This window comes from Arthrobacter sp. P1_D12 (assembly GCF_056406175.1).
Genome location: NZ_JBFUAR010000020.1, coordinates 1 through 25,347, shown reverse-complemented (window position 1 = coordinate 25,347; position 25,347 = coordinate 1). Strand labels below are relative to the sequence as shown.

Annotated in this window: 22 protein-coding genes, 1 tRNA gene and 1 pseudogene; 7 read left to right on the top strand and 17 right to left on the bottom strand. The window is 67.9% G+C overall.

All coding sequences use genetic code 11. The annotated features are described in order from the left end of the window. Nucleotides 1-73: 73 nt before the first annotated feature. The 7 genes from AC1DZV_RS15440 to AC1DZV_RS15410 form a co-directional block, all read right to left on the bottom strand. The gene (locus AC1DZV_RS15440) at nt 74-241 is read right to left on the bottom strand and encodes a hypothetical protein (protein ID WP_476949792.1); all 168 of its coding nucleotides are present in this window, start codon (nt 239-241) and stop codon (nt 74-76) included. 130 nt (nt 242-371) lie between these two features. Then, a complete protein-coding gene (locus AC1DZV_RS15435; protein WP_476949793.1) occupies nt 372-935 on the bottom strand; it encodes a DUF805 domain-containing protein in 564 nt (187 codons plus the stop codon). Nucleotides 936-976: 41 nt separating this feature from the next. Next, complete coding sequence (locus tag AC1DZV_RS15430; RefSeq protein WP_476954042.1) at nt 977-1,153, bottom strand: hypothetical protein; 177 nt, start codon at nt 1,151-1,153, stop codon at nt 977-979. 232 nt (nt 1,154-1,385) lie between these two features. Continuing rightward, a complete protein-coding gene (locus AC1DZV_RS15425) occupies nt 1,386-2,126 on the bottom strand; it encodes an HNH endonuclease family protein (protein ID WP_476931289.1) in 741 nt (246 codons plus the stop codon). Nucleotides 2,127-2,411: 285 nt separating this feature from the next. After that, nucleotides 2,412-2,780: a hypothetical protein gene (locus AC1DZV_RS15420; protein ID WP_476949795.1), complete on the bottom strand. Its 369-nt coding sequence runs from the start codon at nt 2,778-2,780 to the stop codon at nt 2,412-2,414. Between the two features lie 246 nt (nt 2,781-3,026). Then, the gene (locus tag AC1DZV_RS15415) at nt 3,027-3,914 is read right to left on the bottom strand and encodes a cellulase family glycosylhydrolase (RefSeq protein ID WP_476954041.1); all 888 of its coding nucleotides are present in this window, start codon (nt 3,912-3,914) and stop codon (nt 3,027-3,029) included. Beyond that, nucleotides 3,880-4,326, bottom strand: a complete 447-nt coding sequence (locus tag AC1DZV_RS15410) for a cellulase family glycosylhydrolase (RefSeq protein ID WP_476949797.1) — start codon at nt 4,324-4,326, stop codon at nt 3,880-3,882. Before AC1DZV_RS15410 ends, AC1DZV_RS15415 begins: the two co-directional genes overlap by 35 nt. Nucleotides 4,327-4,540: 214 nt before the next feature. On the opposite strand from AC1DZV_RS15410, the gene AC1DZV_RS15405 reads away from it, so the two are divergent. After that, nucleotides 4,541-5,857: an MFS transporter gene (locus AC1DZV_RS15405; RefSeq protein ID WP_476949798.1), complete on the top strand. Its 1,317-nt coding sequence runs from the start codon at nt 4,541-4,543 to the stop codon at nt 5,855-5,857. Here AC1DZV_RS15405 and AC1DZV_RS15400 read toward each other — a convergent pair. Further along, nucleotides 5,854-6,327 (bottom strand): DUF2231 domain-containing protein, encoded by a 474-nt coding sequence (locus AC1DZV_RS15400; RefSeq protein WP_243181844.1) that lies wholly within the window; start codon nt 6,325-6,327, stop codon nt 5,854-5,856. The two genes, AC1DZV_RS15405 and AC1DZV_RS15400, sit on opposite strands and share 4 nt — an antisense overlap. 86 nt (nt 6,328-6,413) lie before the next feature. Between AC1DZV_RS15400 and AC1DZV_RS15395 the strand changes: the two genes are divergently transcribed. Together AC1DZV_RS15395 and AC1DZV_RS15390 are read left to right on the top strand one after the other, a co-directional pair. Next, nucleotides 6,414-7,451 carry a hypothetical protein gene (locus tag AC1DZV_RS15395; RefSeq protein WP_476949799.1) on the top strand — a complete coding sequence of 346 codons (1,038 nt, stop codon included), beginning with the start codon at nt 6,414-6,416 and terminating at the stop codon, nt 7,449-7,451. Nucleotides 7,452-7,487: 36 nt separating this feature from the next. After that, complete coding sequence (locus AC1DZV_RS15390; RefSeq protein ID WP_279294440.1) at nt 7,488-7,745, top strand: hypothetical protein; 258 nt, start codon at nt 7,488-7,490, stop codon at nt 7,743-7,745. A gap of 219 nt (nt 7,746-7,964) precedes the next feature. On the opposite strand, the gene AC1DZV_RS15385 is transcribed toward AC1DZV_RS15390, so the two are convergent. The 7 genes from AC1DZV_RS15385 to AC1DZV_RS15355 form a co-directional block, all read right to left on the bottom strand. Beyond that, complete coding sequence (locus AC1DZV_RS15385; RefSeq protein ID WP_476949800.1) at nt 7,965-8,810, bottom strand: aldo/keto reductase; 846 nt, start codon at nt 8,808-8,810, stop codon at nt 7,965-7,967. Nucleotides 8,811-8,963: 153 nt separating this feature from the next. Then, nucleotides 8,964-9,431, bottom strand: a complete 468-nt coding sequence (locus AC1DZV_RS15380) for a hypothetical protein (RefSeq protein WP_476949989.1) — start codon at nt 9,429-9,431, stop codon at nt 8,964-8,966. 7 nt (nt 9,432-9,438) lie between these two features. Continuing rightward, nucleotides 9,439-10,116 carry a bacterial proteasome activator family protein gene (locus AC1DZV_RS15375; RefSeq protein WP_476949801.1) on the bottom strand — a complete coding sequence of 226 codons (678 nt, stop codon included), beginning with the start codon at nt 10,114-10,116 and terminating at the stop codon, nt 9,439-9,441. Nucleotides 10,117-10,276: 160 nt separating this feature from the next. Beyond that, nucleotides 10,277-10,468, bottom strand: a complete 192-nt coding sequence (locus AC1DZV_RS15370; RefSeq protein WP_476949802.1) for a YbdD/YjiX family protein — start codon at nt 10,466-10,468, stop codon at nt 10,277-10,279. Between the two features lie 13 nt (nt 10,469-10,481). Further along, complete coding sequence (locus AC1DZV_RS15365) at nt 10,482-12,821, bottom strand: carbon starvation CstA family protein (RefSeq protein WP_476949803.1); 2,340 nt, start codon at nt 12,819-12,821, stop codon at nt 10,482-10,484. 134 nt (nt 12,822-12,955) lie between these two features. Continuing rightward, the gene (locus AC1DZV_RS15360; RefSeq protein WP_476949804.1) at nt 12,956-13,492 is read right to left on the bottom strand and encodes a PadR family transcriptional regulator; all 537 of its coding nucleotides are present in this window, start codon (nt 13,490-13,492) and stop codon (nt 12,956-12,958) included. A 178-nt stretch (nt 13,493-13,670) separates the two neighbouring features. Next, complete coding sequence (locus AC1DZV_RS15355) at nt 13,671-14,654, bottom strand: NAD(P)H-quinone oxidoreductase (protein WP_476954040.1); 984 nt, start codon at nt 14,652-14,654, stop codon at nt 13,671-13,673. Nucleotides 14,655-14,817: 163 nt separating this feature from the next. On the opposite strand from AC1DZV_RS15355, the gene AC1DZV_RS15350 reads away from it, so the two are divergent. Then, nucleotides 14,818-14,905, top strand: a tRNA-Ser gene (locus AC1DZV_RS15350). A 232-nt stretch (nt 14,906-15,137) separates the two neighbouring features. On the opposite strand, the gene AC1DZV_RS15345 is transcribed toward AC1DZV_RS15350, so the two are convergent. Then, complete coding sequence (locus AC1DZV_RS15345) at nt 15,138-16,025, bottom strand: helix-turn-helix transcriptional regulator (protein ID WP_476949806.1); 888 nt, start codon at nt 16,023-16,025, stop codon at nt 15,138-15,140. Between the two features lie 231 nt (nt 16,026-16,256). Between AC1DZV_RS15345 and AC1DZV_RS15340 the strand changes: the two genes are divergently transcribed. The 3 genes from AC1DZV_RS15340 to AC1DZV_RS15330 all read left to right on the top strand — a co-directional run bounded on the left by AC1DZV_RS15340 (nt 16,257) and on the right by AC1DZV_RS15330 (nt 23,385). After that, nucleotides 16,257-17,516 carry an MFS transporter gene (locus AC1DZV_RS15340; RefSeq protein ID WP_476949807.1) on the top strand — a complete coding sequence of 420 codons (1,260 nt, stop codon included), beginning with the start codon at nt 16,257-16,259 and terminating at the stop codon, nt 17,514-17,516. Between the two features lie 125 nt (nt 17,517-17,641). Further along, nucleotides 17,642-18,445 carry a VOC family protein gene (locus AC1DZV_RS15335; RefSeq protein ID WP_230009777.1) on the top strand — a complete coding sequence of 268 codons (804 nt, stop codon included), beginning with the start codon at nt 17,642-17,644 and terminating at the stop codon, nt 18,443-18,445. 374 nt (nt 18,446-18,819) lie between these two features. Next, entirely contained in the window at nt 18,820-23,385 is a 4,566-nt protein-coding gene (locus tag AC1DZV_RS15330; RefSeq protein WP_476949808.1) for an ExeM/NucH family extracellular endonuclease, read from the top strand. 204 nt (nt 23,386-23,589) lie between these two features. On the opposite strand, the pseudogene AC1DZV_RS15325 reads toward AC1DZV_RS15330, so the two are convergent. Beyond that, nucleotides 23,590-25,347 (bottom strand): annotated as a pseudogene (locus AC1DZV_RS15325) (hypothetical protein); the annotation flags it as partial.

The window sequence follows — 25,347 nt, the reverse complement described above, 5'->3', positions numbered from 1 at the left end:
GAAGCGCCCCGTACATCTCGTGCGGGGCGCTTCTTTTATCATCTGGGGACTCAGCAGGCCACGGCTTGGGCTCCTACTTGCAGGTGGCGAGGATGCCGGCGATGGCGTCGTGCTCAGGCTGGGTCATCCAGAGCTTGTACTTGGCCTTCACGGCCGTCTGGCGGGCGACGTATTCGCACCGGAACGCCTTGTTCGACGGCAGCCACGCGTCGGCTGAGGAGCCGCTCTTTTGCCAGGGCACACCTGTGGCGGGTGAGGCGGCCCCAACATGCCCCCGGCCGGGAACCCCGACCAAGGAGAAGGCCCGCAGCCCACAGGGGCGGCAGGGCCTTCTTCTGGTTCGTGCGGGGTCAGTGGGTGCGACCGGATGCTTATGCGGGGACGTCGAACCGCTGGCCCTCGGGTTTTGATTCCAGCAGCGTGAAGACGAGGAGAATGATGCCCCCGATAAACGGGATGAGGATGATGAGGTACATCCAGCCGCTGAAGTTCGAGTCGTGGAGGCGACGGACCGTCAGGGCCAAGGACGGGACAATGACTGCCAGGAACCAGACGGCTGCCAGGATCAGCCCGATCATATAGGCGGGGCCGGGGACGCTGGCGCCATTGGGGCCCAGTTTTGCGCCGGCCGCCCCACCGGCAAGCATGATGACGTTCAAGACGATCGAGACGAGGCCGGAGACGAGCACCCACCACCAGTATTCGCTCCGGCTGGCGCGGCCGGAGAACGTCCCGTACTTCTTGAAGAACCGCGACGCGGCCTCTGGCAGGGAAGCGCCGTAGAGCGGTGCCCAGAGTGGCACGGGCCCGGATCCTTGGGCCGGGTACCCCGCAGCGGCGTACGGGTTCGGCGCCCACCCCGGGTTCTGCCGGGGCTGCTCGCTGGGCCACATCTGCCGGCCGGTGCCTTGCTGAGGATGATGAGGATCTGACATGTGATGCTCCTTCACTGGTGTGGCGGGTGGATCCGGGAGGGTCAGGGGACGTCGGCCGCGGCGGAATCGCTGAAGTGTGGCGCCTGGCTCGGCGGGGGCTGGACATAGGCCTGGGCACGCTCGGCTCCGCGGCGTTGCGCGTTGTGGACCTCGAGGCGGTGACGGCCCGCGATGACGAAGCTTGGACTGCTGCCGAGTAGCCGGCGCGGTTGTGCCATGATTCCCCCAATACCAGGCACCCCAGCGGGCCCCGGCTGTCATGCTACCGGCGTTTTCGTCCCGTGGGCACTATGGCATCCCGGAATGTTTCCGCAGGTCAGGGAGCAGAAAGGCCGAAACCTTGGCGAGCCGTCCTCAGGGACGGAACCTACTCGACGAGACGGACGTTTGGGCGCGGTTTGGGCGGTTTAGGCGGCGCAGACGAAGGTACCCCTCAGGGATGCGGTGCCGCTATTTGCAGGTGGCGAGAATCCCGGCGATGGCGTCGTGCTCGGGACGGGTCATCCACAGCTTGTACTTGGCCTTCACAGCAGTCTGGCGGGCGACGTATTCGCACCGGAACGCCTTGTTGGCTGGCAGCCAAGCATCGGCCGAGGAGTCTGACTTCTGCTGGTTCGCGGGGCCGTCGGCGGACATCAGGTTCAGCGGATCGTTGGCGAGCTGGAGGCGCTGGCCGGCGCTGATCTGCTGGGCGCCGGTCTGCCAGGCCAGCGACAGGGGAATAATGTGGTCGATCTGGACGTCCGCCGAGTTCTCACCGCGGGTGAAGGTGATGGTCTTGCCGGTGTATTTGTCGGCAAGCTTGCCGGAGGCGATGACGCAATCCCTGGTCCCGGGTTTGGTCGTCACGTCGGTGAGGTCACGGCGGAGCATGTCGTTGCGCGTGTCGCAGCCGTTGTGGTCCACATCGGACCAGGCGGGACCGAACTGCCCGCGGCTGTACCCGGTCTTTGGGGCCTTGCCCTTCACCGGGATGGACGCCAGCTGGGCTACGGCCGCGGCGGCCTCGCCCGGGTGCGCGGTGCCGGTGCCGGGAGCCTGAGACGCGGCCGCGCTGTGCACGGCGTCTGCGACTTTGGCGCCAACGTGGGCTGCGGCGTCACAGCCGGCGAGAGAGCCTGCGAGAAGCAGGCCGGCAAGGACGGTCAGGGATTTGGTGGCGGCGGAGCGGGAGATGTTCATGCCAATCATGAGTGCGGCGAAAATGACCAGATTACCCGCACCCCGTTCCGCGCCCGCGCAGGCCGGAGCATGGAGTCGCTCACGTCGCTATCTGCCGCCCCGTGCGCGGATGACGGACTTGGCGTCTGCATCGGGACGGGGACTGACGGTGACTATGACTAATTCATAGAGGTAGTAAGCCCCCAAAGCGAACCGGACAAATTCACTCTTGAAGTCAGGCCGGTCCCGTGATGACATCTTCGCCCGCGGCTCGGGTCAACCCACAAGCGCCTGCGACTGCGGCTGCTGCCCGGATTAGTCTTCGTGCGGGTCGGTACGGTCCGGCTCGGCGGCGTACTCGGATTCCCTGTACCGGATTTCGGCGACCTCTTTCCGGGCCTCCTCTCGAACGTCGGCGAATCTGATGACAGGCCAGTCGTAGTTTGCCATCAGATCCGTGAGTCGCGCGACGATGAGGCTCCCTTCGAGCTGGTCATCGATATAGGCCAAGGTGACGGGAACGGCCCGCCCCATGTCGGCGATGACTTCCCCTTGACCGGGGGTGGCAAAGTCCGGCCGGCCGGTTGTTGTGGTCAGAAATGTCCGCTCTTCAGCGTTGAGATAGGCTATCCTGTCGATCCGTGTGACGTTGAGGGCGTCGGTGGATGTCTGAAGAATGCGCATGGTCCATGCCTTTCTCGCTTCTGCTGTCAGGCTACTCCGGTGTTGTCCTCGTCGGGAGCCGCTCTGACTCCCGGGAGCCCGGTCGCACGAAGCCTGAGAAGAACCCCCGGAATCAACGCTATCCGGAGGTTCTTCATTGACCCCGGCGGGGTCCGGATCCTGGTCCCGGGTTCCGCATGCTCCATTTGCAGTCGGCTGCCCCCTAACAGGCGCCTGATCGAAGGACGCCCGCGCCCTTGCGGCCGGCTACCTCAAGGTGAGCACCGGGTTGACGGGAGCCTTCAGGGAATCCACCTGCAGGCCCACGGACAGTTTCTGGCCGGCGGCGATTTTGGTGGCCCAGTCCGAACCGCTGCAGGTCACCGACACCTTGGGGAGCAGCGTGCAGCTGATGCCCCAGGAGTTGGCCACCCGGGTGACGTTCGGGTCGGGCCAGCTCACGCTCCAACCGGCCGCCGCCCGGAGGCCGGTGACCTCGATATTGGCCACGTAGCCGCCGGTCCACGAACTGCCGAGTTTCCAGACCGCGCTGATCGGCGCGCCGGATGTAGGGGTGGGAGACGGCGAGGGCGTCGGCGTGGCGGTCGGCGTCGCCGTGGGCGACGGCGTGGCGGTCGGCGATACCGTCGGCGTCGCGGTGACGGTCGGCGTCGGCGTGCCGTTCAGGATGGGCGCGAGCGCGGCCAGTTTGGCGGCCTCCGGGGTGCGCCAGTCCGCCTGGACAAGGCCTCCGGTGATGCCGCTGTTCGGGTTGAACGCCCCATACGCGAAGCTCATGGAATTGGTCCCGAGGTAGGAGACGATCTTCTCCATCCACTGCTTGTCCGACATGGTTTGCAGCGCGGTCCCGAACTCCCCGAGCAGAACCGGGGCGATGCCCTGCTTCTGGATGTAACCCCAGTTGGCATCCCACACGGCCGGCAGGTTGTTGGGGTAGCTGGGGTCGCTAAACCACTTCCGCGCAAACAGCGACGCCGGGTAGTCGTGCGGGGAATAGACCACGCGGTTGGGCGTGGCCAGGGTCACCGGCCTGTTCTTGACGTCGGCCAGGCCCCCGCCCCACCAAGTGGAAGTGCCGTTGCCCTGGTTCTCGATGCCCTCAACGATGATCAGCAGGTTGGGGTTGGAGGCCAAGACGGCGTTGGCCGTTGGCCTTCGCGCGGGCGATCACCGTGTCCATCAGGACCAGGGGCGTCTTGCCCTCCAGCGCGTAGGCGCGGTTGGCCCAGTAGTTCAGGTTGCCCTTGATGGATGCCGCTGCCAGGCACTCGTTGGAGAACGGCAGGCGGACGGTGTTGAATCCCATCGATTTGATGTTGGCCAGGGCCTCGTCGGTGGTCAGGGTTCCGCAGAGCCCGTGCGGCATGCAGTCGGTGGTTTCCATGCCGAACCAGGACGCGGCCTTAATCGTATACGGGGCGTTGTTCGAGTCCAGGATCCTCCCGCCAGAGGTGTGCAGCCAGCCGGTGGGCGGCGGCGTTGTGGCGGCAGAGGCCAGGGTAAGCGAGGCCGCGGCGACGCCGGTGAGGGCCAGCCCGGCAGCCACAGCGGTGGGTCCCGTCCGAGCTCATGGGTGTGTTGCCTTTCAGTCCGTCATTTGGGTCCCCCCGGCCCGCACAATACGGATCGGCTCTCGAAAAGTACCAAGCTGCCGCCCAGAAAGAACCCCTTTGGCCAATATTTTCTTCTGCACCTCAACGCGGCCACGGGCCCCTGACCTGCGTATTGTCTTTTTCCGGGCGGTCCGTCAGCCTTAGGAAATGGAACGGCCCGGGCGCAGGATGCCAGCCGGCCGGCAATACCCGCCGTCGCGGTCCGGAAGCCAAACCGGGAATTGGCGGCACCGGCTGTGGGGCCCGGTTGTCGGCTTCGGCCTGGTCAGCCTCGCCGCGGACATGGTGTCCGACGGCGCCCGCCCGCTGGGCGGTCCCCTGCTGGCCCAGCTCGGTGCGTCCGCGCTGTTCGTCGGCCTCGTGACCGGCGCCGCGGAAGCCGCGTCCCAGGGACTCCGGCTGGTGTTCGGCCCCTGGGCGGACCGCACCGGGAAGTACTGGACTTTCACGATGGCCGGCTATGTGCTGACGGCGGTGTGCGTCCCGCTGCTGGCGTTGACGCCGTTCGCCGGGACCGCCGGGATGGCCCTGGCGGCCGCGCTCATCATCGGGGACAGGGTCGGCAAAGCCGTCCGCAGCCCGGCGAAGACCGTGCTGCTCGCCGCCGTCGCCGGGCCGGTTGGCCGGGGCCGCGGCTTCGCCGTCCACAAGTCCCTCGATCTGGCCGGGGCGCTCCTGGGCCCGCTGCTCGTCTCTGCGGTGCTGGTTGCCACCGGCTCACTGCCGGCAGCCTTTGCGGTGCTCATCATTCCGGCGGCGGCGGCGCTGGTGATTCTCGTTTGGCTGCGTCGCCGCGTCCGGGATCCCGGCGCGGACAGGCCCGTGGCCGACCCCTCCGGCTTGCCGGAGCCGCCCCGTGGGAAGCCCGCCGGGCGGCCGCCGTCGGCGCTCTCCAGCGTCTTCATCTTGTTCGCGTTGGCCGGGTTCTTCTGGAGCGCCGGACTGGTCGCCTTCGGCGTCATCTCCTATCACCTGACGGCCGACGTGGCCGTCCCCGTTTCGGTGGTTCCGCTGTTGTACGCCGGCGCCATGGGGGCCGCCGCCGTCGGGGCCCTCGCCAGTGGCGTCCTTTACGACCGCGCCGGGGCGGCCGTACTTCTGGCGCTGCCCGTGCTGATTATGGGGGTGCCCGTGCTGGCCCTGGCGCCGAGCGCCGGGCTCGTGCTCGCCGGCGTCCTGGTCTGGGGGGCCGCCACGGGCATCCAGGACTCCACGGTCAAGGCGCTGGTTGCCGATCTGGTGCCCCAACCCCGGCAGGGCACGGCGTACGGGGTGTTCGCGGCGTTCGAGGGCGCCGGCGCCTTGGCCGGCGGCGCCCTGTACGGGTCACTTTACGGCGCACGGCCGGCGCTCATCGCTGCCGTGGCCGCACTGCAGGCAACGGCCCTTGTCCTGCTGCTCGTCACGCTGCACCGGGCCCGGCACGCATCACCTGGCCAAGGGCCCGCGGATGGGCTGACTTAGCGCGCCCAGACCGAGGCCGCGCCGGAATGTCCCGTGATGATGCTCTGGTAAATGAAGAAGGCCCCCGCGAGGGCGCCGGCAATCAGGACGGCTCCCCGGACAATCCGGTTGCTCCGAAGGCCGCCAAGGAACGCCAGGCGCCGGCCAAAGGGCTCGTAGGTGACCATCAACATTGCCGCGACCAGGACGAAAAAGATCACGGAAAGCACTTTGAGTACGTCACCTTCCTGGGCGTGCTCGTGGACCACCGCCGACGCCGGACGGACTTTCTCCAGCTGCTCGCCTGCCTGCGCGGTCAGGAGTGTTACTGGCACCAGCCCCAGTGACAACACGCCCAGGGGCCACGCCAGGTAGCCCCACCAGCGCCGTGCCACGGCATAAACGATGGCGCCAAGACCTGCAATGGGCGCTAATACCACTACGGCGTGGACGAGCAGGACATGGGCCGGGAGCCCACCAATTTCGATCAATTGAAATCTCCTCCAGAACGTGACGGCACCGGGTCTGATGACGGGGCAGCGAACTCGCGGCGGGGCCAGACTCCTATGATTCTTGCATGGGATCGCGGGAACTAGCGGGCATTGCCGGGCCGCTCTATGCATTGCCCTACGGGGAGTTCGTGGCTGCTAGAACGGCGGCGGCCAAAGACGTCAGTTCCGCGGGTGTCACCGCCGCCGAGCAGCGTGCCCTGGCGGCCGCAGTCCGTGCCCTGCCCAAGCCGTCGGTCGCGGCGTGGGCGGTGAACATGCTGGCGGCGCACAGCCCCGAAATCCTGCGGGAGCTGGCTGCACTGGGGACGTCGATGCAGGCCGCACAGGATGCCTTGGATGCAGCGGACCTCCGTCGCCTCGCCCAGCAGCGGCGCCAGCTCCTCGCCAGCACGGTGAAGGCGGCGCAGGCCTTGGCGGCCCGGCACGGACGGGCCATCAGCGCCGCCGTCGCGACGGAAGTGGAACAGACCCTGCGGGCCGCCACCGCCGATCCCGGGGCCGCCGCCGCCGTGCAAAGCGGCTGTCTCCTCCGGGCGCTCTCGGCGGACGGGGTCGACGTCGTCGACCTCGCCGGCGCAGTGGCTGTCGAGGGGAGCCATGCGGCGTCGGTGCCCGGCACTGGAGCCGCGCCTGGAACGGCCAGCGTCCACCGGTCAGAACCAGCGACCGCCGCCGGCGGGACAGAACCGGCGGACCGGACCGCACAGCGCGGCGGAACTGCCGGTGGAAAGCCGACAACGGAACAGCCCCGCCTCCGGACCGTCGGGACGGCACGGATGACGCCCACGCCGTCGGCGGTGGAACGGGCGCGGACCGCCCTGGAGGCGGCCGAAGTGGCCGCCGCGGAAGCCGACGAGGAGGCAGGCCGCGCGGCCGCGGAGCTGGCGGAGGCGACGGCGGAAACCAGCCGACTGGCCGACGAGGTGCGCGAGCTCAGGCGGCGTCTGGACGCGGCAGAAGCCGGGCTCAAAACGGCCCGGAAGGATCACGAGCTGGCGTCGGCTCTGGCGCAGCAGACGGCACGGGCCGCCGACCGGCAGCGTCGCAAGGAAGTCCTGGCGCGGGAACGGGTGCTGCGGCTCGGCAACACGCCGGAAGAGTGAAGTCTTAGTGTCGGTGGTCAGTCGCACACTGGAATCATGGAGAACAACCAGAATTTCCAGCAGGGTTTCCGCCATGATATCGAGTCAGATTTTGAGGCGGATTTCAACGACGCACAGGATGGCGCACTGCATTTCGTGGTCACCTACCTGGACACCGACTGCGGCCGGATCCGCACCGAGAGCTTCGATGACGCTGCCTCCGCAGACCGCTTCGCCAGCCGCTGCGTTGCGGGCGAAGACGGCTGGGCCGTGGTCGATGCAATCCCGGCGAAAGAGCGCCGGGCCGCCGCCTGACTCCGGAGACTTTCGGGACCGGAGCCTGTGTCCGGGCCGTCTTTCTCCGAGCGCGTGGGATTGGCCGGTCACGGTCGCGGACGGCGGGAAGGTGCCGGTCGCGGACGGCCGGAACGGGCCGGACGGCGGGAAGGTGCCGGACGCCCGAAGGGCCTCCACCCCGTGCCGGGTGAAGGCCCTGTGTGATCGCCGGCTGGCTGCCGGCGTCATGGGAGGTGCTTAGGCGAAGTCGGAGACGGCCGGATCCGGTCCGATCCGGCCGGCATCTTCGGCGGAACGATCCAGCCCGTTGATGGCCTGGATGTCGGTCTCGTCGAGGCTGACGTCCAGGGCCGCGTAGTTCTCGCGGATCCGGGACTCGGTCACCGACTTCGGGATGACCACGTTGCCGATGGCCAAGTGCCAGGCGATGACAACCTGGGCCGGGGTGGCGCCGTGCTTGGCGGCAATCTGGGCAATGACGGGGCTCTCGAGGAGCTCGCCGCCCTGGCCCAGCGGCGACCATGCCTGAGTGAGGATGCCCTTGGACGCGTTGAACTCGCGCAGGTCGGCCTGGCTGAAGAACGGGTGCAGTTCGACCTGGTTGATGGCCGGAACAACGCCGGTCTCATCGATCAGGCGCTGCAGGCCCTCCTTGGTGAAGTTGGAGACGCCGATGGTCTTGACTCTGCCCTGCTTCTGGAGCTCGATGAGGGCCTTCCAGGTGTCAACGTATTTGTTCTGCTTGGGCTGCATCCAGTGGATCAGGTACAGGTCCAGGGTCTCGAGGCCGAGCCGCTCCATGGATTCCTCGAACGCCTTCAGGGTGGACTCGTAGCCCTGGTCGGCGTTCCACAGCTTGGTGGTGATGAAAATTTCCTCGGGCTTGAGGCCGGAACGCTCGATGGCGCGGCCTACGCCTGCTTCGTTGCCGTAGATCTTTGCCGTGTCGATGTGGCGGAAGCCGGCCTCGAACGCCTGGACAACCACCTTTTCGGCCACGTCATCTTCAACCTGCCACACGCCGTAGCCAAGTTGGGGGATGGTGTTGCCGTCATTGAAAGTCAGTTCCGGTGAAAAAGTCATATAAGTATCCTGCCAACGTCGGCGCCCTCCGGCCAGCGAGAGGGCGCCGCTAAGCTAGGCGCGTAACCGGGAATACCCGGGAATACCCGGGAAATATCGGGAACGCCGGCCATGCCGGGGCGGGCCTGTGCAAAGACCAATTCGCGCAGCGGCTCAGGCTGGCGTCGGCCCGCCGCCGTCGGCTTCCACAAGCCGCCGCTCGGCGTCGTGAACCTGTTCCAGCACGGAATCGGCGCGCCGCCGCACCGACGCGGCACCCGCCGGGACCGGCCCCACGGCGAGCCGGAGCATCGCGGCCGCCTCAGCCGTCATGGCCAGGGAGTTGCCCGCCGTCGACAGGGCGCGGTGGACCCCCGCCAGCGGCCCCGGGATGTCCAATCCATTGCTGGGAAAGCGCCGCTGGGCCTCCACGCAAACCTGCCGGACCCGGGGCGCGAGCGCGGAGAGCTGATTGGCGATCTCGACGAGCTCGCCGTACAGGGCCTCGTCTTCGACCCCCTCAAGGACCTGGTGGTAGCGGTCAAGTCCGCGGTTGAACCGGTCGTGGGCGCGCCGCCAGAGCCCCTTGCCAAGTTCTGCGTCGTCCCTCCGGCCTTGCCGTGCTGCGCTGAAGAAGCCCAAGGTCGCGCTAAAGGTACTGGCCCGGGCCATGGTCCGGGTCCGCGGGTTCGGACGGCTCGGAGGAGTCAGCGCCGTGACGCGGCGCGGCGGCGCGGACCGGTTCGCCGTTTTCCCCGATGATGACGCCCGGTGCAATCACGGTTCCGGGCGGCAGCTGGCGCAGCTGCATTTGGGCGTAGGCGTGCTCCCTGGCGGCGTGCTGCGCCGCGATGGCCGTCTGGATGCCGTGGAAGAGTCCCTCGAGCCAGCCGACCAGCTGGGCCTGGGCTATCCTCAGTTCCGCGTCGGAGGGGGTGGCGTTCTCTGGAAAGGGAAGGTTGAGCCGTTCGAGCTCCTCAACGAGCTCCGGGGCAAGTCCGTCCTCGAGTTCCTTGATCGAACGGTCGTGGATTTCAGCCAGCCGGACGCGGGCCGCGTCGTCCAGGGGCGCGGTCTTCACCTCGTCCAGCAACTGCTTGACCATCGTGCCGATCCGCATGACCTTCGCGGGCTGGTCCACGAGGTCCTGAAGTTCGCTGCCCCGGGGCGGCCTGGGCCCGGCACCGGATCCACCGGCGCGGCCAGGCGGCACTGCAGCCGGTGGCGCCAGCGGCGTCCCGGGCAGGGCGTCATCCACGGGTGTGCCTTCGACGGGCACGTCGTCGGCAGTTTGGGCACGGGGCTGAGTGTCGTGCTGATCGCTCATGGCTTCATACTCTCACGCGCCGGGCCGCCCGGACCCGGCGTCCGCCGGAAGCGGAGGGGCGGCGTCGGACACCGTTGTGCCCCACGCCGCCCCTCCCCCGGCCCGGCCGGGCCAGCCTTTCAGCAGCACCCGCTTAGCAACACCGGCTCAACAACACCGCTCAGCAGCACCGCCCCTGCGGACTGGTGTCCTGCCGGTCGGTCCGGTCACGCCAGAACTCCCGCTCGGTGAGGGGACGGCTGGTGTGCCCGGAGGCCTCATGGTGCTCCAGGTACTTCTTGTAGGCATCGGCGCCCAGCACACCGCCGAGGTACCCGGCAAACCCGCGGAACCCCGCGAGGACCGCGTTCACGCCCGGCCCCGCATCAGTGGTGCCCGGACTTTTCGAGCCGGTCCCCGGCCGGGAGCTGGTTCCACTCGGCCACGAGGTCACGCTCCGCCGCCGTGGGGACAAACCCTGCCGGGGCGAAGACTCGGGAAGCCTGTGCGGGGTCTTCGTGCTCGGCGTTGGGCAGCCCCGCGGCCGTGTTCCGCAGGGCCTTGATGCTTGCCATCACTGCCGTGATGATGACGACGATGCTCAGCACCACGAAGATGATCGAGAGCCATCCCTGGATCATCGTGTTGCGGACCACGGCCTCCATGGCGGCCTGGGTCTTTGCGGTCCCAAAGGAGGTCTTGCCGTCCGCCAGAGCCTTGGCGAAGGCTGCGTTGTTGGCGAAGTAGCCCACTGCCGGAACGGGCGAGAAGATCTTGTAGAAGCTCGCCGTGATGGTCACGACGGCGGCCAACGCCAGCGGCGCCGCCACGATCCACAGGAACTTCGGGACGGTGCGCTTGGCGGTAATGGCCAGGCAGACCGAGAGTGCGATGGCCGCGAGCAGCTGGTTGGCGATCCCGAACAGCGGGAACAGGGTGTTGATGCCGCCCAGCGGGTCGGTGACGCCCATCAGCAGGACCGCGCCCCAGGCGGCCACCATGATGGCGGTGCAGAGCCAGGCGCCCGGGCGCCAGGAGTGTTCCTTGAACTTCGGGACGAAGTTGCCGATCGAGTCCTGGAGCATGAAGCGGGCAACGCGGGTGCCGGCGTCGACGGCCGTGAGGATGAAGAGCGCCTCAAACATGATGGCGAAGTGGTACCAGAACGCCATCATCGCCGTGCCGCCGATGAACTGCTGCATGATGTGGGCAAGGCCGACGGCGAGGGTGGGCGCGCCGCCCGAACGCGACACGATGCTTTGCTCCCCCACGTCCTTGGCCGTCTGCGCGAGATCACCGGCCGTGATGTTGACGCCGGACAGGCCCAGGCTGTTGACCCACGCGGCCGCGGTCTCGACGGTCCCGCCGGTCAGCGCCGCGGGGGCGTTCATGGCGAAGTAGATGCCGCGGTCAATGGAGATTGCGGCCACCAGGGCCATGATGGCCACGAAGGATTCCATGAGCATGCCGCCGTAGCCGATCAGGCGCGTCTGGCGCTCCTTCTCGATCAGCTTCGGTGTGGTGCCGGAGGCGATCAGCGCGTGGAACCCGGACAGCGCGCCGCAGGCGATCGTGACGAACAGGAACGGGAAGAGGGCGCCGGAGAACACCGGACCGTTGTCCCGGCCGGCGAATTCGCTGAAGGCCGGCACGGTGATTTCGGGGCGGACCACGATGATGGCCAGCGCCAGCATCACAATCACGCCGATCTTCATGAACGTGGAGAGGTAGTCGCGGGGGGCCAGGAGGAGCCAGACGGGCAGGATGGCTGCGATGAAGCCGTAGATGATGAGGCCCCAGGCGATGGTGACCTTGTCCAGGTGGAAGAACGCGGCACCCCATTCGGTGCCCGCCACGGCGCCGCCGCCGATGATGGCGGCCATGAGCAGCACGAAACCGATCAGGGACACCTCCATGACCTTGCCCGGCCGGATGAAGCGCAGGTACACGCCCATGAAGAGGGCGATCGGGATGGTCATGCCCACCGAGAAGACGCCCCAGGGGCTCTCGCCGAGGGCGTTGACAACCACCAGGGCGAGGATGGCGACGATGATCACCATGATGAGCAGGGTTGCGATGAGGGCGGCCGTCCCGCCGATGACGCCGAGTTCCTCGCGGGCCATCTGGCCCAGGGACCGGCCCCCGCGGCGCATGGAGAAGAACAGGACGAGGTAGTCCTGGACGGCGCCGGCAAGGACGACGCCGATGATGATCCAGATCGTGCCGGGCAGGTAGCCCATCTGGGCCGCGATGACCGGGCCCACCAGTGGGCCGGCGCCGGCGATGGCCGCGAAGTGGTGGCCGAAGAGGACGTTGCGGTCCGTCCGGACGTAGTCCTTGCCGTCGGCCTTGTATTCGGCCGGGGTGGCACGGCGGTCGTTGGGCTTGGTCAGGTAACGCTCAATGACCTTGGAGTAGAAGCGGTAGCCGATCAGGTAGGTGCAGACGGAGGCGAACACAAACCAGATGGCATTGACGGTCTCGCCGCGGATGATGGCGAGCATGAACCAGGCGATCCCGCCCAGCAGCGCAATGGCCGCCCACAGCGCGATCTTGGCGGGCGTCCAGGCGCGGTCCGCGGCGTCGCGAACCGACTCATCCACCGACGTCGGCGGGAGGGACGGGTCCGGAACGACCCCGTCGTCGAGTTGCGCGGTGCCACGCGCGCTGCCCTGCGTGAGGTTGTTTGTGCTTTCGCGTTGTGTGCCATCTGGCATTGTGCCCATGTCTCCTCCTTGAGAAACCCAGCTGGGCAGTCCACCGGTACAGAACTGCCCTCCGGCACCCTACCAATGCGGGCGGGTCCCGGCCGGGGCCCTGCGCCCGGCGGTGTGGATTGCGCGACGAGCGGTCGGCCCGGCTACGCCGGGAGGTTGCTGAGCTGCATGAGGCGGGCCTCGCAGAGGTCCAGCCAGCGCACCTCGGCTTCGGTCTGGAAGATGAGGGAATCCAGCACCAGGAGCCGGGCGGTATCGGCCGGTCGCTGAAGCGCGGCCGTGTCGCGGCGGGACTTGGTGTAGTCCTGCAGCGCGCGGATGGAGACCGTCCGCTGGGCCTGGATGATGGCGCCGACGTCTGTCCCGGGAATCGTGAGGCCTAGGGCGAGCTTGATGGCCAGTTCATTCCGGGGCGGATTCGCGCGGGATACCGGGGCCGTGAACCAGGCGCCGACTTCGGTCCGGCCGGCCGTGGTGATGCTGTAAATGACGTGCCCGTCGCCGTCGCCGCCGTCGTTGCGGACCAGCCCGTCGCGTTCCAGCCGGTCCAGGGTGGTGTAGACCTGTCCGATGTTCAGCGGCCAGGAGGACCCGGTGCGGTCCTCGAATTCGGTCCTGAGCTGGTACCCGTAGCGCGGGCGGTCCTGCAAGAGGGCGAGGAGACTGTGACGGATCGACATGGCGCCCCCCGGAATCGCTAAGTCACGAAATCACACAGCATACACGCGCCCCAAGACGCGTGTATACCGCGTATGGAACCACGCTATCGTCTTTGGTGTCCTTGCCGCAAAACAGCGCATGCCCCGCACGGAATATGTCTGCCCGGACCTGCGGTTTCAGGCCGGATCCGGCGCCCCGCTACATGACCAGCAGGACCTTGCCCACGTGGTCGCCGGAGTCGAAGTAGGTGTGCGCGGCGGCGACCTGGTCCAGCGGGAAGCTCTTGGCCACGAGCGGCCGGATCCTGCCGTCGGTCAGCATCGGCCACACGGCGTCGCGGACGGCGTTCATGATCACGGTCTTTTCCTCCACCGGGCGGGGACGCAGCGCGGTGGCGATGATGGCGGCCCGTTTCTGCAGCAGCTGGCCAAGGTTCAGTTCCGCCTTCGCGCCGCCCTGCAGCCCGATCACCACGAGGCGTCCGTAGTCGGCGAGCGCATCGATGTTCTGCTCGAGGTATTTGGCCCCGACGACGTCGAGGATGACGTCCGCGCCTTTGCCGCCGTTTTGCGCGCGCAGGCTCGCCGGGAAGTTTTCCTCCGCGTAGTTGATGGCGATGTCCGCCCCGAGGAAGGCCTTGGCTGTGCCGACTTTTTCGGCGTTCCCGGCCGTCGTGGCCACGCGGGCGCCAACGGCCTTGGCCAGCTGGATGGCCATGGTGCCGATACCGCCTGTGGCTCCGTGGATGAGGACAGTTTCGCCCGGCTGCAGCTGCGCCGTCATGATCAGGTTGGAATAGACCGTCGCCGCGACTTCGGGCAGCGATGCCGCCGTGACCAGATCCACGCCGTCGGGGACCCTCAGGACCTGCCCCGCGGGCACGGCCACCTGCTGGGCGTAGCCGCCGCCGGCGAGCAGCGCCACCACTTTGTCCCCCACGGAAAACGCCTTGGTCACGCCCGGACCGAACCCTGCGATCCGGCCGGAGACCTCCAGCCCGGGGACCTCGGAGGCGCCCGGGGGCGGCGGGTAGAAGCCCTTGCGCTGCTGGACATCGGCACGGTTAAGGCCCGCGGCCACGACGTCGATCAGCACCTCGCCGGGGCCGGCCACCGGGGCCTGAACCTCACGGACTTCCAGGACCTCGGGTCCGCCGGGCTCTGAGATATAGACAGCCTTCATGGAGCACTCCCGATTCCTAACTGGCTCCGCGCACGTTCGCCGCGATCGCCAGGTCCGATCAACATCACTCCCCAGAATATGGCGGGGAGCTGCACGCGTCCGCAAGCGCACCGTGTTTTTGGTTTTTGTTGCAGCCGACTGCCTATGAAAGACTACTCGTTAGGGAAGGTTGTCCGAGCGGCCGATGGAGCTGGTCTTGAAAACCAGTGTGCGGTGACCCCGTACCAAGAGTTCGAATCTCTTACCTTCCGCGGGAGCGCAGATCATGCGCGGTTCAAAGGCCGGCTCGGGGCGATCGAAAGATCGTTCCGGCCGGCCTTACTCGTCTCCGCCCCGGAGTGAAACTCCCGACCGGCCCAAGAAACGTCAGCTGTGAATGTTGGCCGTGTTGGCGGCCAACTGGCAGCCCAAGGTAACGGTTCTGCACCGTCTTGCAGACCTGACAATAACTTCCGGCCCTGTACCTGATACTGAGGGTGCCCGTCAGCTGGTTGCCCGGCGCCGTTCGATCGTGGCGTCTTCGCTGGCACTCCAGCTGGCGAGGAGGTGCAGCCGTTCCGCTGAGGGCGAGCCCGGCTCGGCGGTGTAGACCATGAGGACCAGGCCTGGCTCCGCGGTGATGGCTAGTTCCTCGTAGGCCAGCGTGAGTTCGCCGGCCACGGGGTGGTGAAAGCGTTTCGTGCCGGACCCGTGGGTCCGCACGTTATGGGCGCCCCACAGAGTCCGAAACGTCTCACTGCGGGTCGACAGTTCGCCGACCAGGTCCTGCATGGTCCGGTCGTGGGGGTCGCGGCCGGCTTCAGCGCGCATGATGCCGACGCACATTTCACCGAACAAGTCCCAATCCGGGTAGAAGTCGCGCGAGGCGGGGTCGAGGAACTGGAACCGCGCCAAGTTCGGGGTTCGGCCACCGTCTCCGATCACCGGAGAGTAGAACGCCCGGCCCAACGCGTTCGTCGCGAGCAGGTTCTGGTACGGGTCGCGAACGAATGCGACGCCCTCGGTGATCGCTTCCAGCGCCCACTGCAGGCTCAGACGCGCCCCGGCCGGGACGGTCGCGCGCTTGCGCGACCGTCCCGAGGTCGGGATGCCGTCTGCGGCGCGGGCCAGATCGAACAAGTGGGCACGCTCGGTGTCATCGAGCCGGAGGGCACGGGAGATGGATTCGAGCACGGACGAGGACGCACCGGCGATCGAACCGCGCTCCAGCTTGGCGTAATACTCCACGCTGACGTCGGCGAGGACCGCAACCTCGCTGCGCCTCAATCCGGCCACCCGTCGGTTCGAGCCTGCCGCAAGGCCCGCTTCTTCCGGCGTAAGTCGTGCACGGCGCGACATCAGGAACTCACGCACTTCACCCCGGTTATCCATGCATCAAGGGTAAATCGCTGCGGCCGAACAAGGGGTTCCCTCCCGGTACACGTCTCACCGGGGACTCCCCCGCCCGCGGAAATCGGGATTGACTGGCCGGAGGGTTGAGCGGTGCTTCGGGCCTGCGGAACGGTTGACGACGTCGGGCGAGGCGCCGCTTCCTGTGGCTACGCAGCCACGCTTGACCAACCCCAACGCTGAGGCATTACCGCCACGCACGGAAGGAACCGCATGACGACCGCCCCCACCCGGACACCGGCACAGGAAGCTATTGCATTTGTCGACGGCACACCAGAGGGCAGCGAACAAGAAAACAGCGCACAAGAAAACAGCGCACAGCAAAGACTGCCCCTGACCGCACTGGTGGTCCTGGCCGCCATGGGATTTATCCTCGTCGCCACCGAGACGATGCCCGCCGGCCTGCTTCCTGTCATTGCCGCCGGCCTCCACACCGGCGAAGGTACGGTGGGTCTGCTGGTCAGCGCGTACGCCCTCGGAACGGTCATCGTCACCATCCCCGCGATCATGCTGACGCGTGGCATGCGACGAAAGCCGCTCCTGCTCGGCGGTATCGCCGGCCTCGTGCTTGCCACCACGGTCACCGCAGTCTCCCCCGATGTGACGTTGTCACTCGTGTCACGATTCTTTGCGGGCGCGTTCTCGGGAATCATCTGGGGAATGCTCGCCGCCTACGGGCGCCGCATCAGCCCGCCCCGGCACGCAGGGTTGTCCTTGGCCATCGTGTCCACCGGGGCGCCCCTCGGATTCGCGTTCGGCACCCCACTCGGCGCCTGGATCGGAACAGCTTTCGATTGGCGCTGGTCATTCGGTGCCCTGTCCGCCCTGGGGGTCATCGTGGCTGCGCTGATCCTCGGATGCGTCCCCGACGCCGCCGGCCAACCGCGAGCGTCACGGCTCCCCCTGGGCCGGGTGTTCAAAATCCCCGGCGTCGCAGTCATCCTGGCCGTCATCGTCGCCTGGATGCTCGCCCACAGCACCATCTACACCTACATCGCCCCCTACCTCCGGGCCACCGGCACCGGCCTCTCCGCCAGCCTGGTCCTGCTGGTCTACGGCATTGCGTCCGTTGTCGGGGTCGCCGTCACCGGTGCGCTGCTGGACCGCCACCCGAGGCCCCTCCTTCACCTCAGCGTCACCGTGTTCGTCGCTTCCGGACTCATTCTGCTGATCGGACATGCATCGGTAGTCGCCATCCTGATCGCCGCCGCGCTCTGGGGCCTCACCTTCGGCGGCGCATCAGCCCAAGTCCAGGGACCACTCACCACCGCCGGAGGCGACAACGCCGACGTCGCCAATGCATTCCTCCCGGTCGCCTTCAACCTGGCTATCTTCGGCGCGGGCATTCTCGGCGCGCTCCTCCTGACCCCATTCGACGGGCTGGCGCTCCCGGTCGTCATGATCGCCCTCGGCATCACCGCCCTGCTGCTCACCCTGTACGGCCGACGCTCGGCATTCCCGCGCCGGCTCTGACTGGCTATGCATTGAAACTGTCCGTGCCCCGTCATAGTCTCTCTGTGTCTCCACCACCCCATCTCCACACAAACCAGAGTCCGGCGGCCGCACGTCAACGGCCGCCACAGAGAGCAGGAGCTTCCATGCCCACACCCGAGCACTCCAACGGCGCACCATGTTGGATCGACCTCATGACATCCGATGCCGAGAAGGCCAAGTCGTTCTACGGTGCGCTGTTCGGTTGGACGTACCAGACCGGCGACGAAGCAAAATATGGCGGCTACATCACCGCGTGGAAGGACGGCAAGTCCGTCGCCGGCCTGATGCAGAAGCAGGAGGATCAGGCCGCCTGGCCGGACATGTGGTCCACGTACCTGCGCTCGGAGGACGCCGCCGCCACCGTCAAGGCTGCAACGGAACACGGCGGCCAGGTCTACATGCCGCCCATGGACGTCCCCGAACAGGGCAGCATGGCGATGATCGCCGACGCCACGGGTGCGTCGGTCGGCGTGTGGCAGCCGGCTGAGATGAAGGGCTATGAACTGGCGGCCGAGCCCGGTGCCCCGGCGTGGCACGAGCTCCACGCCAAGGACTACGCCGCCGCCGTCAAGTTCTACCAGGACGTGTTCGGCTGGGACACCGACGTCATGAGCGACACCCCGGAGTTCCGCTACACCACCCTGGGCGCGGGCCCGGCGGCCAAGGCCGGGATCATGGACGCGTCTGCCTACCTTCCCGCCGAGGTCCCGTCCAACTGGCAGGTTTACTTCGCCGTGGAAGACGCCGACGCCTCCATCGAGACGGCAGTATCCCTCGGCGCCAAGGTCATCGACGGGCCGGACAACACCCCGTTCGGCAGGCTCGCCACACTGACCGACCCCACGGGCGCGATGTTCAAGATCGTGGCTGACACCGGACAGGGCGGGCAGTCCGCCACGGACGCCTAATAGGCCAGGACGCCAGAGCTTTTCCCACCTAATTACAAAAATTGTTGTAGGAAATACCGGCCAGAGCCTTCCCCGAGGGCTACTGGCCGGTATTCTGCTGTGGAGCGTCCGGTGGAGGCACCCGGACACCGCTCACCCGTATCACCAGTCACCATTGCCCGGGGCTTTCGAGCCGCTCCGGGAAGGCTGCGGCGCGTCCCGCTGGGGGGCGTCCCGCCGAATGCACGTTTAGTCCATACGTTGTTCATTCACCCCTGTTTGGATGGGCCCGGCACGACTTGACCAGGAGTTCTGGCCGGCCACTGTCCGCTGCACCCTGCGGACGCACTGCACCCTGCCCTTTACCCGGGGCACCCTAGTGAGAGTTAGAGCGGATGAAACTAACACCCTGGAAAACAGCGCTGGGCTCAGCACTGTCGGCGGCGCTGATTGCAGCTCCACTGGCGGCGGCCGTGCCGGCTAACGCCACCGAACCCTTGCCGGCAGCAACCGGAACCTCGCCGGTGGTCATCAACGAGGCCTATCTCAGCGGCGGCAGCGCCGGCGCGGCCTTCAAGAACAAGTTTGTCGAGCTGTACAACGGCTCCGACGCGCCGGTCTCACTGGAGGGCTGGAGCCTCCAGTACCGCTCAGCCCCGGGCACCGGTGCGCCGAGCTCGGTGGCAGCCCTGGCTGGCAGCATTCCCGCCAAGGGCTACTACCTGCTCAAGGGCGGCAGCAACGGCACGGCCGGCGCCGACCTGCCCGCCGCGGACGCCACCGCCACCGGCTTCAACCCGGCCGGTGGCGGCGGCACGATCGTGCTGGCCAGACAGGCCACAGCACTCAACCCGCTGCCGACAGGCTCGGTCATCGAACCGGCCAACGTCGCGGACCTCCTCGGCTACGGCACCTCCAACACCTTCGAGGCCCAGGCGGCCACGGCGCCGTCGGGAAACACCGACGTCAAGAGCATGAACCGCAGCAACGGCGGGGACACCAACAACAACGCCGCCGACTTCGCACTGAACGCCGCCATCACGCCGACGGCGGCCAGTGGCGCTGCCGGCCCCGTGGACCCGCCCGTGGATCCGCCCGTGGACCCGGGCACTCCCCCGGCCGCCAAGACCATTGCCGAAATCCAGGGCACCGGCGCCGCAAGCCCGCTGGCAGGATCCTCGGTCACTACGCGGGGCCGGGTCACCGCGACGTTCCCCACCGGCGGATCCGCCGGCTACTACGTCCAGACCCCCGGCACGGGCGGCGATCTCACCCCGGCCAACCACGCGGCGTCGGACGCGGTGTTCGTCTACTCCCCGTCCACGGTCGACTCCGTCAGGATCGGCGACTACGTCGAACTCACCGGCGCTGTCAGCGAATTCTTCGGCATGACGCAGTTGAACGTCGCCGCGGCGGCCGATCTGAAGAAGCTCACCGAGGCCGCCCCCGAGGTCAAGGCCACCGGCTTCGCGCTCCCCGCCGACGAGGCCTTCCGTGAATCCCTCGAAGGCATGCTGCTCACCCCACAGGGCCCCGTCACCGTGGCGGACAACTTCTCGCTGAACCAGTACGGCGAGATCGGCCTGGCCGGCGGCACCACCGCGCTGGAGCAGCCCACCGCCGTCGCGTCCTTCGGTTCTCCGGAGTACACCGCCACGGCCGCGGCGAACGCCGCCCGCGGCATCAAGCTCGACGACGGCGCCACCACGAACTTCCTCAAGGACGCCGCCACCAAGGCCCAGGTGCTCCCGTACCTGACCACGGCCGATCCCGTCCGGGTCGGCGCGCCGGTGACGTTCAAAACCAACGTGGTGCTCAGCTACGCGAACAGCGCCTGGAAGTTCCAGCCCCTGACCCAGCTGACGGCCGCCAACGCGGACACCGTGCAGCCGGCCAGCTTCGGCGCCACCCGGGCCGGGACCCCGGCCGCCGTGGGAGGCAATCTCAAGCTTGCCTCCTTCAACGTGCTGAACTACTTCCCCACCACCGGCGACCAGATCTCCGGCTGTACGTTCTACCCGGACCGGGACGGCAACCCCATAACGGTCAAGGGCGGCTGCGACGTCCGCGGCGCGGCGAACGCGGAGAACTTCAAGCGGCAGCAGGACAAGATCGTAGCGGCGATCTCCAAGTCCGGGGCCGACGTCGTCACGCTCATGGAGGTCGAGAACTCGGCCCAGTTCGGCAAGACCCGGGACGACGCGCTCGCCAAGCTGGTGGATGCGCTGAACATCGCCACGCCGGGGATCTGGGACTATGTCCGCACGCCGGCCAACGCACCCCCGCTGGCGGACGAGGACATGATCCGCACCGCGTTCATCTACAAGTTGGCCGCCGCCGAACCGATCGGCGAATCCAACATCCACAACGACACGGTCGCGTTCGCCAGCGCCCGCAAGCCGATGGCCCAGGTCTTCAAGCCGGTCGGCGCCGCCGATGACAAGAAGTTCATCGCGATCGCCAACCACTTCAAGTCCAAGGGCTCCGCCGCGACACCGGAGGACACCGACAAGGGCCAGGGCGCCTCGAACCTGGCCCGCACCGCCCAGGCCAAGTCCCTGCTGGCATTCGCCGACGAACTGCAGAAGTCCAAGGGCACCGACAAGGTCTTCCTGATCGGTGACTTCAACTCCTACGCCAAGGAGGATCCGATCAACGTCCTCACGGGCGCCGGGTACGTCAACCAGGATGAGAAGGCCAAGAACGCCGACGGTTCCGCCAAGCACTCCTACCTGTTCGGCGGCCTCGTGGGCTCGCTGGACCACATCCTCGCCTCCCCGGCGGCCAACGCCGCCGTCACCGGCGCGGACATCTGGAACATCAACTCCGTGGAATCCGTGGCGCTGGAGTACAGCCGCTACAACAACAACGTCACCGACTACTACGCTCCGGACCAGTTCCGGGCGAGCGACCACGATCCCGTGGTGGTGGGCCTGAACTTGCCCGTCACCCCGGCCAGCGTGGAGCTGAACTTCCTGGGCATCAACGACTTCCATGGCCGCATCGATTCCAACACCGTGTTCTTCGCCGGGACCATCGAGAAGCTGCGCGCCGCCGCCGCCCCGGGCGCCACGGCGTTCATTTCGGCCGGCGACAACATCGGCGCCTCGCTGTTCGCCTCGGCGATCGCCAAGGACCAGCCGACCATCGACGTGCTGAACGCCCTGGAGCTGCGCACCTCCGCGGTGGGCAACCACGAGTTCGACGGCGGCTGGGCTGACCTGCGCGACCGCGTCACCGCCGGCGGGAACAACGCCAAGTTCCCGTACCTGGGCGCCAACGTCTACGCAAAGGGCACCACCACCCCGGTCCTGCCGGAATTCACGGTCCTGGACATGAACGGCGTGAAGGTCGCCGTGATCGGCACGGTAACGCAGGAAGTGCCGTCCCTGGTCACGCCGTCAGGCATCGCGGACCTTGAATTCGGTGACCCCGTCGACGCGATCAACCGGGTCGCGGCGAAGATCAAGGCGGACAAGCTCGCAGACATCATCATCGTGGAGAACCACGACGGCGCCGGGTCCGGCGCGCCCGAGGGCGCCACTTTGGAGCAGGAAATCGCCGCCGGTGGCCCCTTCGCCAAGATGGTCCAGAAGGTCACCCCGGATGTGGCGGCGATCTTCAACGGCCACACCCACAAGCAGTACGCCTGGGACGCCCCGGTCCTGGATGCGGCGGGCCAGCCCACGGGCAAGACCCGCCCGATCGTCCAGACCGGAAACTACGGCGAGTTCATCGGCCAGATCCAGCTGACCATCGACACCAAGACCATGTCGGTGACCGGGTACAAGGCCGGCAACGTCCAGCGCACCACCAGCGCCGCGCAGCCGGCAGCCGATCTTGTGGCGCAGTACCCGCGCGTCGCGGCCGTCAAGGCCATCGTGGACAAGGCCCTGGCCGAAGCCGCGGTGGTCGGCAACCAGCCTGTCGGCAAGGTCACGGCGGATATCACGACGGCGTTCGCCGGTTCCCCGGCTGTCCGCGATGACCGTGCCAGCGAGTCCACCCTCGGCAACCTGGTGGCGGACTCCCTTGTCGATGCGCTGAAGGCGCCGGAACTGGGCGCCGCCGAAATCGGCGTCGTCAACCCTGGCGGCCTGCGCAACGAGCTGTACTACGCGCCCGACGGCACCATCACGTACGCCGAGGCCAACGCGGTGCTGCCGTTCGTGAACAATCTGTGGACCACGTCCCTGACCGGTGCGCAGTTCAAGACCCTGCTGGAGCAGCAGTGGCAGACCAACCCTGACGGCACGGTTCCCAGCCGCGCCTACCAGCAGCTGGGCCTGTCCAAAAACGTGAACTACACCTACGACGCCGCCCGCGCCGCCGGTGACCGGATCACCTCGATCCGGGTCAACGGTGCACTGATCGACCCGGCGAAGTCCTACCGGATCGGGACGTTCAACTTCCTGGCCACCGGCGGCGACAACTTCCGCATCTTCAAGGAAGGCGCGGGCACCAAGGACTCCGGGCTCGTGGACCGCGATGCCTGGATCAAGTACCTGCAGGCCCACAACCCGGTCTCGCCGGACTTCGCCCGCCGCTCCGTGGCGGTCGTGAACACGACGGCGGCCGAGGTCAAGGACGGCGAATCCATCACACTGGCGGTTTCGAAGCTGGACCTCACCTCGCTGGGCAGCCCGGTGAATGCCTCGCTGCGCGCCGAGTTCACGGACGCTGCCGGCACCGTGACGGCCCTGGGCACGGTACCGGTGACCGCCGGCGCCGCTCAGGTGGACGTGAAGGTTCCGGCCGGAGCCGCCGCCGGCACGGGCACCCTGGTGCTTACCGCCGTCGAATCCGGCACTGTGGTGAAAACGGCGGTGAAGGTCGCGGCCAGCGTCCCCGTCCCGCCGAAGTGCACGCCGCCGGCCAAGCCGGCCAGGCCCGGGGATCTCGTGGGCCAGGTGAACTACGGGACAGCCATGGCCGCCTACCGGAAGTGCCTCAAGGGCTGATGCCTTAGCCCGGATTTCAGGTCCCCCACCACGGCACATGCCCTCCCCTGGCCCGCAGCACTGGACATAAGCACCAACTGTCCACTGCCCGGCCCCAGGGGAGGGCATGCCCATTCTTGGAGGCAGGCGCGCCGGGGGACATGCCCACTTTTGAGCGGCTCCTGAGCGGCGGGCGGGTGCGTGCAAGGGGCTAGTGGCTAGTGGCTAGGGGGCCAGGATGTCGCGGGCGATCTCGTCGGCGTCGCGCAGGGTGCGCTGGCCGCTGCGGTAGACCGGTCCCGACTTCGGCCGGGCCTCGGCGGCGATGGCCGTGCCCCATTGCGTGGCGGAGAGCTGAAGCCCGAGCACGTAAAGCCCCGGCGTCACGGACCCGTTGGCACCCAGCGGCCGGTACGGATGCGGGACGACGTCCAACCCGGAAGTCTGCACCGGGATCCCCTCCACGCTCATCATGAGGCGCGGCCGCACCAGCCCCTCGGCGAGCAACTGCTCCAACAAGGGCGAAGAGTTAACAGCCACCCGGTTGGCCGGGGCCAGCGCCTCGATCATCGCCACCGCGGACACGGCCCCCGCCCCTGAACCGGACACGGCGGCCGCCCCGGAACCGGACACAGCGTTCTCCGTCCTGTCCCTTACCGCACCGGGCTGCGCCGTCCCAGAAGCAGCACCGATCACGCCGGCACTGCCCACAAAACCGCGGACCCCAGCACCGCCCGCGGCAGCAGCACCGATCACGCCGGCACTGCCCACAAAACCGCGGACCCCAGCACCGCCCGCGGCAGCACCACCGACGCCGGCAGGCTCCATCGCGGCACCTTCCGCCGCGCCGTCGGCGCTTTCATCCAGTCCGCCGCCCACCCACGGCGACGCCGCGGTGAACATCCGGGCCCGACGGTCCACGCCGAACTTGGGGTCAGGGCCCACGAAACGCACGATTCCCGCCCGGGCCAGCGCCGCGAGCTGCGCGGAGCGCAGCGCCGGCGGGCCGCTCGCCAGGCCTTCCACGAATGATTCGAACCAGCCCCGGAGGCCCGCGACCCAGGATTCGTCCGTGATGCCGCTGTCGGCCACAGCGGTCTTGAGCACCGCCCGGCCGTGGTGCAGCGCGCCGATCGCCATCTTCACCGGATCGTCCTCGCCAAGGGCCGAGCGCCGGGCGTCGTCGAGCAGGTAGTCGACGACGGCGGCGTCCAGTTCGGCTCTGGAGTCAAACGAGCGCCCGGCCAGGGGCGCCGCGAGGCCGAGCAGGTCCAGGCGGTGGGATGCCCGGACATGGACGGCAATCACCGATTCCGCGGTGTGCTCCCACTTGGCGGTCGAGTGGGCGTGCGGCCGCAAAGACTCGTCCAGGGCGCGCAGGAACTCGGCCGGGCCGGTCAGGATGGCATCGGGCTGCGAGCGCGCGAGCGTGGAGTAGTAGGCCCAGACCGCGTCCCGGTGCAGGAGCGGCCAGAGGTCGTAGTCAAAGGAGGGCCGGATTCCGGAGTCGGCGAACTTCGCGATCGCGCCCTCAGTGCAGTAGCGCAGCCGGACCGTTCCGGGGTAGTAGCCGGCGAGTGTCGCCTTCGCCCGGTAGGGGGTGCCGCGGCGTGAGGCGGCGATGATGAGCGGTTCGCGGCCGGACGGCAGATACCTCAGTTCAGCGGTGCCCTCCCCGGCAACGAACCGGCCGCCGCGCCCTTCCGTCAGCTGTCCCATCACGTCAAAGAAGTTCAGGCCCATGCCGCGCACCAGGACAGGTTTGCCTCCCGGCACCCGGGACCAGTCGACGTCGGCGGGCGCCGCCGGCGGCACGTACAGGAGACCAAGTTCCTCCGCCGCGGAAAGCAGCTCCCGCTGTTCAGGGTTCAACCGCGCGTCGAGGTGGCCCACGGCCAGCACCACGGAGTCGACGGTAAGTATGGTGCCGTCGTCGAGCACGACGTCGAACCGCACCGCAGCGTCCTCCGGGCCGGCCGGCCC

Excerpts from the sequence above, each read along its gene's own strand:
- AC1DZV_RS15435 (WP_476949793.1), bottom strand. The coding sequence starts at position 935 with ATGTCAGATCCTCATCATCCTCAGCAAGGCACCGGCCGGCAGATGTGG.
- AC1DZV_RS15430 (WP_476954042.1), bottom strand. The coding sequence starts at position 1,153 with ATGGCACAACCGCGCCGGCTACTCGGCAGCAGTCCAAGCTTCGTCATC.
- AC1DZV_RS15425 (WP_476931289.1), bottom strand. The coding sequence starts at position 2,126 with ATGATTGGCATGAACATCTCCCGCTCCGCCGCCACCAAATCCCTGACC.
- AC1DZV_RS15420 (WP_476949795.1), bottom strand. The coding sequence starts at position 2,780 with ATGCGCATTCTTCAGACATCCACCGACGCCCTCAACGTCACACGGATC.
- AC1DZV_RS15405 (WP_476949798.1), top strand. The coding sequence starts at position 4,541 with ATGGAACGGCCCGGGCGCAGGATGCCAGCCGGCCGGCAATACCCGCCG.
- AC1DZV_RS15395 (WP_476949799.1), top strand. The coding sequence starts at position 6,414 with ATGGGATCGCGGGAACTAGCGGGCATTGCCGGGCCGCTCTATGCATTG.
- AC1DZV_RS15390 (WP_279294440.1), top strand. The coding sequence starts at position 7,488 with ATGGAGAACAACCAGAATTTCCAGCAGGGTTTCCGCCATGATATCGAG.
- AC1DZV_RS15385 (WP_476949800.1), bottom strand. The coding sequence starts at position 8,810 with ATGACTTTTTCACCGGAACTGACTTTCAATGACGGCAACACCATCCCC.
- AC1DZV_RS15375 (WP_476949801.1), bottom strand. The coding sequence starts at position 10,116 with ATGAGCGATCAGCACGACACTCAGCCCCGTGCCCAAACTGCCGACGAC.
- AC1DZV_RS15365 (WP_476949803.1), bottom strand. The coding sequence starts at position 12,821 with ATGGGCACAATGCCAGATGGCACACAACGCGAAAGCACAAACAACCTC.
- AC1DZV_RS15360 (WP_476949804.1), bottom strand. The coding sequence starts at position 13,492 with ATGTCGATCCGTCACAGTCTCCTCGCCCTCTTGCAGGACCGCCCGCGC.
- AC1DZV_RS15355 (WP_476954040.1), bottom strand. The coding sequence starts at position 14,654 with ATGAAGGCTGTCTATATCTCAGAGCCCGGCGGACCCGAGGTCCTGGAA.
- AC1DZV_RS15345 (WP_476949806.1), bottom strand. The coding sequence starts at position 16,025 with ATGGATAACCGGGGTGAAGTGCGTGAGTTCCTGATGTCGCGCCGTGCA.
- AC1DZV_RS15340 (WP_476949807.1), top strand. The coding sequence starts at position 16,257 with ATGACGACCGCCCCCACCCGGACACCGGCACAGGAAGCTATTGCATTT.
- AC1DZV_RS15335 (WP_230009777.1), top strand. The coding sequence starts at position 17,642 with ATGCCCACACCCGAGCACTCCAACGGCGCACCATGTTGGATCGACCTC.
- AC1DZV_RS15330 (WP_476949808.1), top strand. The coding sequence starts at position 18,820 with ATGAAACTAACACCCTGGAAAACAGCGCTGGGCTCAGCACTGTCGGCG.